The organism is Piscirickettsia salmonis LF-89 = ATCC VR-1361 (assembly GCF_000297215.2).
Classification (GTDB): Bacteria; Pseudomonadota; Gammaproteobacteria; order Piscirickettsiales; family Piscirickettsiaceae; genus Piscirickettsia; species Piscirickettsia salmonis.
The window spans coordinates 19989-27733 of the sequence record NZ_AMFF02000137.1 but is presented as its reverse complement, the minus strand read 5'-3'; the positions used below and the strand labels follow the sequence as shown (position 1 = coordinate 27733).

Sequence of the window (7745 nt, the reverse complement as noted above, 5' to 3'; positions counted from 1 at the left end):
CTTGTACATGCCAATTAAATTTTGCTTGAAACTCACTGCCATTATCGGTACGAATTACTTTAATTCGAAATGGGAATTTATCAACCACATAATTAATAAAATCAATTGCGTTAGCTTGGGTGTGTTTTGAGTAAATTTTTAAAGCACGAATACGTGTCGCATCATCGATTGCTGTATATTGATAACGTTTAATTCTTTTACCATCTTCATCATTAAAAAATAGGAATTTAACATCAACTTGTACATGATGCCCAGGAACTTTTTTCTCATAACGTTTAAACTGAGGCATAGATCGTTTTCTAATGTTCTCAGGAAGACGATTAAGCCTATTTCTTAGTAAAATATAGTAACAACCAGACCGAGAAACTCTTCAGTACTATAATACGTATCTATCCAGTGCAAACAGTGAAGGACAGGGACAGCTAAACTCCAACCCTCAACCTTAGTGCAGATTATTAGTCCAGGCTAGCAAATATTCACATCCCTCAATTTTTTCTTAACCGATCGCTTTCTAGCAAGTGATATTCAATATAGTGGTTTTAAACCTTATTCAACCTTCTTTCTCTGATTGCGCAATGCTTTTTGCAAGCACCACTTTACGATGCCATACAAAGAAATTAAAATCCAAAAAATTTCGATAATAAATGAGCCTAAGTTAAAGTGTATACACAGACTAATTAATAACAAAATAGCACCAATTAAATTAATCACAGAAAAAGGCAAACTTCCAGGGGTGACGCGCTGTGATACAACTAAAAAATAAGCAATAACCACTAAAGCCATACCGACAGTGCCAATCAATTGGCCAAATAAAGACATACTCACACACTCACTCGCCTATCACTCATTTTTTTCATATTTCATCATACAAACAAAAAGAAGGGGGCTATGCCCTCTTCTTTTAAACTACCACGAATGGTAATGAGAAAACTACAGTTTCTCTTTGATACGTGCAGCTTTACCACGTAAAGCACGAAGATAGTAAAGTTTAGCTCGGCGTACCGCACCACGGCGCTTCACTTCAACACTGTCAACCAATGGGCTGTGTGTTTGAAATGCCCGCTCAACACCCTCACCATGAGAGATCTTGCGCACAGTAAAAGCAGAATGCAATCCACGTTTGCGCTTAGCAATCACAACACCTTCAAAGGCCTGCAAACGCTCACGCGTTCCTTCTTTTACTTTTACCTGGACAACCACTGTGTCACCAGGACTAAATTCAGGCAATGCATTTTTACGCATTTGCTCTTGTTCAATTTGCTTAATAATATCGTTCATGGCGAACCTCTCTGTTATTAAGAATTACTTACTTTATCAAGATCACTAGCAGAGCCGCACCCGGCTGCTTTAGCCAAATACTCGTCCAGCAACATCTGTTGCTGTGCCGTCAACGCTAAACGCTCAAATAAATCAGGGCGCCTTAAATACGTTCGCCCCAATGCTTGCTGTTCGCGCCAACGTTCAATCTTTTCATGATGGCCACTCATCAGTACCTCAGGTACTTGACGGCCATCAATCAATTCAGGTCGAGTATAGTGCGGATAATCTAGCAATCCCGCCATAAATGAATCTTGTTGAAAAGACTCTGCATCTCCAAGAACACCAGGTAAAACTCGAATAATCGCATCCATTAAAACCATTGCAGGAAGTTCGCCACCGCTAAGAACATAATCCCCCAGCGAGATCTCTTCATCAACATTAGCTTCAATCACACGCTCATCAATGCCTTCATAGCGCCCAGCCAATAAAATCAACTCAGGCTGTTTGGCAAGTTCAAGTACTTTACTCTGGGTCAACGGTGCTCCTTGTGGAGACAAATAAATCACTCGAGCCTGTGCGGATGTTTTTTTACGCGCAGCAACGATTGCATCACGCAACGGCTGCACCTTCATCAACATCCCTGGGCCTCCCCCATACGGGCGATCATCCACCGTGCGATGAATATCCTGCGTAAACTCACGCGGATTCACGGTACTTACATGGGCTGCCTGCTGCTGCACTGCGCGTCCTGTAACCCCATAATGCGTAATCGCTTGAAACATCTCTGCAAACAAGCTAACAACACAAATATTCATCAATACTTAGGATCCCAGTCAACAATCATTTGCTGTGCTTTAAGATCAACTTTAATCACAACATGATCAAGATAAGGCACCAAGTGCTCAACTTCACCGTTAATCACCATGACATCATTGGCTCCAGTTTCAAGCATACTCCCAATAGTGCCTAAACGCTGACCTTCTACTGTCAGCACATTTAAACCCTCAAGATCCGCCCAATAGACATCACCTTCATCAAGCTCCGGTAATTGGTCTCGAGTCACATAGATATCACAGTTCGTATAGCGCTTAACGATATCCCGATCCTGGCACCCGTGGATGCTGGCCAAGATATCCTTGCCTGAAATACGATTGGAGCATACAGGAATTTCCTGCCATTTTTTACCTTGGTAAATAAACCAAGGGCGGTAATCTAAGATTGCTGCCTTTTGCTCAGTAAAAGAGTGAACTTTAATCTCGCCACACACACCATGAGCAGCACCAAAGCGCCCAACAATGACTTTATTCTGATGAGATGTGTTCATTTTCTAATTACCGCTACAACAAGGGATTTCTTTAATTACGCCGCTTTACGTGCTTTTTTAACAAGCATCGCAACTCGATCAGACATTTGTGCGCCTTGTGCAACCCAGTGATCAACACGCTCAAGATCAAGGCGTAAACCTTCTGTATTATCTTGGGCAACTGGATTAAAAAAGCCAACACGCTCAATGAAGCGACCATCACGTGGACTGCGCTTATCTGATACGACAACTTGATAGAATGGACGTTTTTTCGCGCCACCGCGAGCCAAACGAATTGTTACCATCGTTGCGTTTCCTCAACTATCTTCTTATAAAATCAATAAAATAGCGCTCTAAACCTTATGTTCTTAGCCCCTATGGAACCAGAGTCAATTTTAGTTTAAAGTCGCCGCAATATGCTCTTACTTCGCTTTACTATTTATACACTAGAATAAACGCAATAAAAGACTGGCGTAGTATATCTATTTTTGCATTGTAATGCAAAGGGCTTCGCTAGCGCTTAATCATCCCCAGAACAACCAATTCGTGCTAGACTATGTCCGCTTAAAATTTAACAATACACAAATAACCAAAATAACCACCGTTGAGGATTACCATGGCATTTGTTGTCACTGAAAGCTGCATACGTTGCAAACACACAGACTGTGTCGAAGTCTGCCCTGTCGACTGCTTTAAAGAAGGTCCTAACTTTCTGGTTATCGACCCTGATGAATGTATAGATTGCGCCCTCTGTGAGCCTGAATGTCCAGAAAATGCAATCTTCGCTGAAGATGAGCTGCCCGCCGAACAAGAGCATTTTCTTGAACTCAACGCAGAACTCGCTCACGTATGGCAAGAGCATACGATTACTGAGAAAAAAGAGGCGCCAGAAGACGCGGCTAAATGGAGTGAAATTAAAAACAAACTCAATGAGTTGGTCCGAGAATGGTAAGGGTAAGAGTAGTACCAAACAACTCCCTCGCTCACGCTCACCCATAAGTTATCTTGCTTAAGATAATATTTGTCAAAATCTGCTAATACGGACCATTATCAAGACCAAAAGCTAAGATTTAATTAATTAAATTAATTAAATTAAAATAAGGTAAAGTGTGCTCTGCAACAAACCACTTGCGCTTTACCTAAACATCTTCTACCATCTACAGCAAACCACCCAGTATAACCCAAAGCATAGACGCTAAAACCATTGCATTTAGTCATCTAAATAATATAGTTAAGGAGACTGAATATGGGCCACCCCCAAAACTCAAACCACCAACTCGCTTTCTTCTTAATTATTCCAGCATTTTTCGCTTGGGGGCTCATTGTTTCTCTCAATGCACTGCTTATTCCACAATTACAAACACTATTTCATCTAGATTATGCGACGTCAATGCTGGTACAAAGCTTTTACTTTGCCGCATATGGCTTCTTTGCTATCCCCATGACCAAACTTATTTTAAAAATCGGCTATCAACAAACGATTGTATTCGGCTTTGCCATAACCGCCCTCGGCTGCATCAGCTTTATTCCTGCTTCCTATTTTAACTATTATATTGTTTATCTAATCGGCATCTTTATTATTTCAACTGGGGTTGTTATGCTTGAAGTCGCCTCGAACCCCTATGTTTCTTTATTAGGCCAGCCCGAAAAATCTTCATCACGCTTAACCTTTGCTCAAGCCTTTACCGGAGCAGGTTTTGTCGCCGCTCCACTACTTGCAACCCTATTTCTACTCAAACCTGGCAATATCGCTCACCATATCAACATCACCTACAGCCTATTAGCAATCGCCCTATTGCTGTTATCAACCCTCGCTTTTATCTCCCCCATGCCGGCACTGCACCAGCAATTTAAGATCAAAAAAAGTAGCCATTCAGATCTGTCAAGCCAAAATAAAGCTCAAAAGCGCATTAACTTTAAGGAATCCCCGCGCTTATGGCTCGGCTGTTTAGCTCTTTTTATTGATTGCGGCTTAGAAATGAGCATCAGCAGCTTTCTGCTTCGCTTTATTCAAAGTCTGACAGAAATCTCAACCGCACAGGCAGCACATCATGTGACGCTATTCTGGCTCCTATTTTTAGCCGGACGCTTTGCTGGCGGCGCTTTACTGCACTACATTCGCTCGCCGATTTTGCTTGGTCTGCTTGCCCTATCAGGCAGTAGTTGTATCGCGCTTGCAATTACCACACACAACCCCCACTATGCAATTGCCTTTATGCTGATCACCGGCCTGTGTAATTCTATTTTATTCCCAACCATCTTCAGTGAAGCACTCAAGGGTCTGGGTAAAAAAACACCCACAGGATCAGCCTATCTAAGTACTGCAATTACCGGTGGTGCCATCACCCCCTTATTGCAAGGCCTTTTTGCCGATGTATTTTCATTGCATAGTTCCTTTTTAATTCCCTTAATCAGCTATCTTGCTATTTTTTCTTATGCGCTTTACTTGCATTATGATGATAAACAAAGGCAAAACTTACTCTCTCAGACCCCCTAAACGTTCTGACTCTAATTTAAGAGCCTTAGTAAATAAGACCAATAATCGCCATATAAAAATAAAAACTAAAAATATACTATATTAAAGCGTTGCGGCAAGACGACTAGCCTGATTAATAGCACGTTTCGCATCCAACTCTACCGCCACATCTGCACCACCGACCACATGCACGGGAATCGCCATTTGTTTTAAGACATCGTACAGTTCACGACATGGCGTTTGCCCGGTACAAGTAATCACATGATCAACAGCCAACACCTGCTCTTGGCCATGATAAGTAATATGCAAACCTTGATCATCGATGTTGTGATAGCTCACGCCTGAGAGCATCTGAACTTTATGATGTTTTAATTGCTGACGATGGATCCAGCCAGTTGTTTTCCCCAAACCAACACCCATTTTACTCGTTTTACGCTGCAATAAATAAATTTCCCGAGCAACACCTAGTTTTTTGACTTTTTGATGGTCCGGCAATACACCACCACGGTGTCTCATTGTAATATCAATGCCCCACTCTTGATAAAATTCATCAACAGTCAATGACTGATCATGTAATAAGTACTCTGCTGTATCAAAACCAATTCCTCCAGCACCTAAAATAGCAACGGATTGACCCACGACCACTTTATGTTTAAGTACATCCAAATAAGACAAGACTTTATGATGATTAATACCTGGAATATCTACTAATTTTGGTTTAACCCCAGTTGCCAAAATAACTTCATCAAACTGATCAATAATATCACCCTCATCAGCATGATGATGCAACTTTAACGTAACATCCAAGCACTCAAGCTGGTACTTAAAATAACGTAGTAATGCATAAAACTCTTCTTTACCCGGAATTTGCTTAGCAATATTCAACTGCCCACCAATGCATTCACTCGCTTCAAATAACGTCACAACATGACCACGCTGAGCCAATACAATCGCCGCTGCCACTCCGGCAGGGCCCGCACCAATGATAGCAATACGCTTAATGACTTGTGCTGGTAAGTAGTTTAACTCTAACTCATAACACGCACGCGGATTCACCAAACAACTCGCACGCTTCATTTGGAATACATGATCCAAACAAGCCTGATTACAAGCAATACAAGGGTTAATACTATCTGCTCTACTCTGATAGGCCTTACTGATAAATTGCTCATCCGCTAAAAAAGGACGTGCCATAGAAACAAGATCACAAAAATCATTTTTTAATAAATATTCAACTTGATCCGGATTATTAATTCGATTAGAAGCAATCAAAGGAATTGAAACTTCTTTTTTCAATTTTTTAGTCACTGCAGCAAACGCGGCTTGCGGCACCATCGTCGCGATGGTTGGAATACGTGCTTCATGCCAGCCAATTCCTGTATTAATCATCGTCGCCCCAGCATGCTCTATGGCTTTAGCCAGTTGAACGACTTCTTCCCAACTGCTGCCTTCTGGAATTAAATCAATCATTGATAATCTGAAAATAATAATAAAGTTCCCACCAACGGCTGTGCGCGTACGTTTAACAACCTCAACGGCCAAGCGCATGCGATTTTCAAAACAACCACCCCATTGATCCGTGCGTTTATTAGTCCGTGTTGAAATAAATTGATTAATTAAATAGCCTTCAGATCCCATAATTTCCACACCATCGTAGCCTGCCTGTTGAGCCAATGTTGCACAACGCACAAAATTACGAATGGTTAACTCTATGCCCAAACGAGTCAGCGCACGCGGTTTAAAACGATTGATCGGCGCTTTAATCGCACTTGGCGCCACTGCAAATGGATGGTAACTATAACGACCCGTATGCAAAATTTGCAAAGCAATTTTGCCTCCTTCTAAATGCACCGCATCCGTCACTGTTTTATGATAAGCAATTTCACACTTTGACGTCAGCTTATTGGCAAACGGGTAGCCCCAACCTGAGCGATTTGGTGCATAACCACCTGTTACCATCAGCGCAACACCATGCTTTGCCCGCTCAGAAAAATAAGCCGCCATGCTTTTACCCTTGTCTTTAATATCCTCAAGCCCGGTATGCATTGATCCCATAATCACTCGGTTTTTTAATGTGGTGAACCCCAAATCCAATGGAGTAAACAAGTGAGGATAGTCACTGTGCCTCATGCAAATGATCCTTATTATGTAGTCAATCAGCGCGTGTACTAATATCAGCATACTCACATTGTATAAGCAAGTAAGAACGAAAAAACAATAAAAGTCATAATTCACTAATGTTTTGTAAATTTTTACAATTTAGCAAAAACTATAATCACTTCAAAATCTTCTAAAATCATATAGACCAATAATCGCTTACTATATTAAATAACCATCAGAACATTAAAAATAACAAACAATAACTAACTATTTATTTGCAAACAATAACACTACTAATACCTTAATAAATTTAAATATAATTTATATATAAATTATTTATATATAACATCATTACCAACAATCCATACACATCTAACATTATCAACATGTGAATATTCCTCTAGAGTTAAGTATAAAAATTAGAAATATAATCTCGTAAGCGTCGCTACCTCGGCCCCGTGCTTACCACTCCATGGCTCGCAGCGTATGATACATAGATTTTTCAATAAAAATTACAGTATTGCCTACAATAATTTGCGATTAGAATCACTAAGGCACCTTAATTAATATTTACAGATAACGTAGTGCTAAAACAAATCCTAACTC

Annotated in this window: 8 protein-coding genes and 1 pseudogene; 2 read left to right on the top strand and 7 right to left on the bottom strand. The window is 40.7% G+C overall.

What is annotated here, in order from left to right; translation table 11 throughout:
- The 6 genes and pseudogenes from C200_RS14300 to rpsP all read right to left on the bottom strand — a co-directional run.
- Positions 1-370 (bottom strand): annotated as a pseudogene (locus C200_RS14300) (DDE-type integrase/transposase/recombinase); the annotation flags it as partial.
- A gap of 176 nt (positions 371-546) precedes the next feature.
- The gene (locus C200_RS12160; RefSeq protein ID WP_016211289.1) at positions 547-819 is read right to left on the bottom strand and encodes a CBU_0592 family membrane protein; all 273 of its coding nucleotides are present in this window, start codon (positions 817-819) and stop codon (positions 547-549) included.
- A gap of 111 nt (positions 820-930) precedes the next feature.
- The gene (gene rplS, locus C200_RS12155) at positions 931-1278 is read right to left on the bottom strand and encodes a 50S ribosomal protein L19 (RefSeq protein ID WP_016211286.1); all 348 of its coding nucleotides are present in this window, start codon (positions 1276-1278) and stop codon (positions 931-933) included.
- 17 nt (positions 1279-1295) lie between these two features.
- On the bottom strand, positions 1296-2075 hold the full coding sequence (gene trmD, locus C200_RS12150; protein WP_016211285.1) for a tRNA (guanosine(37)-N1)-methyltransferase TrmD: 780 nt from the start codon (positions 2073-2075) through the stop codon (positions 1296-1298).
- The gene (gene rimM, locus C200_RS12145; RefSeq protein WP_016211280.1) at positions 2075-2584 is read right to left on the bottom strand and encodes a ribosome maturation factor RimM; all 510 of its coding nucleotides are present in this window, start codon (positions 2582-2584) and stop codon (positions 2075-2077) included. The genes trmD and rimM overlap by 1 nt, the downstream gene beginning before the upstream one ends.
- A 35-nt stretch (positions 2585-2619) precedes the next feature.
- A complete protein-coding gene (gene rpsP / locus C200_RS12140) occupies positions 2620-2868 on the bottom strand; it encodes a 30S ribosomal protein S16 (RefSeq protein WP_016211283.1) in 249 nt (82 codons plus the stop codon).
- 311 nt (positions 2869-3179) lie between these two features.
- On the opposite strand from rpsP, the gene fdxA reads away from it, so the two are divergent.
- Together fdxA and C200_RS12130 are read left to right on the top strand one after the other, a co-directional pair.
- Positions 3180-3515 carry a ferredoxin FdxA gene (fdxA, locus tag C200_RS12135; protein WP_016211281.1) on the top strand — a complete coding sequence of 112 codons (336 nt, stop codon included), beginning with the start codon at positions 3180-3182 and terminating at the stop codon, positions 3513-3515.
- A 294-nt stretch (positions 3516-3809) separates the two neighbouring features.
- Entirely contained in the window at positions 3810-5060 is a 1251-nt protein-coding gene (locus C200_RS12130; RefSeq protein ID WP_016211282.1) for an MFS transporter, read from the top strand.
- 81 nt (positions 5061-5141) lie between these two features.
- Here the strand turns inward: C200_RS12130 and C200_RS12125 are convergent, their stop codons facing one another.
- Positions 5142-7169, bottom strand: a complete 2028-nt coding sequence (locus tag C200_RS12125; protein WP_032126762.1) for an oxidoreductase — start codon at positions 7167-7169, stop codon at positions 5142-5144.
- Between the last annotated feature and the right edge of the window lie 576 nt (positions 7170-7745).

Bases quoted from the DNA above. Each gene is read 5' to 3' on its own strand.
- C200_RS12130 (WP_016211282.1), top strand. From the start codon at position 3,810: ATGGGCCACCCCCAAAACTCAAACCACCAACTCGCTTTCTTCTTAATT.
- trmD (WP_016211285.1), bottom strand. From the start codon at position 2,075: ATGAATATTTGTGTTGTTAGCTTGTTTGCAGAGATGTTTCAAGCGATT.
- C200_RS12125 (WP_032126762.1), bottom strand. From the start codon at position 7,169: ATGAGGCACAGTGACTATCCTCACTTGTTTACTCCATTGGATTTGGGG.
- fdxA (WP_016211281.1), top strand. From the start codon at position 3,180: ATGGCATTTGTTGTCACTGAAAGCTGCATACGTTGCAAACACACAGAC.
- rplS (WP_016211286.1), bottom strand. From the start codon at position 1,278: ATGAACGATATTATTAAGCAAATTGAACAAGAGCAAATGCGTAAAAAT.
- rpsP (WP_016211283.1), bottom strand. From the start codon at position 2,868: ATGGTAACAATTCGTTTGGCTCGCGGTGGCGCGAAAAAACGTCCATTC.
- C200_RS12160 (WP_016211289.1), bottom strand. From the start codon at position 819: ATGTCTTTATTTGGCCAATTGATTGGCACTGTCGGTATGGCTTTAGTG.
- rimM (WP_016211280.1), bottom strand. From the start codon at position 2,584: ATGAACACATCTCATCAGAATAAAGTCATTGTTGGGCGCTTTGGTGCT.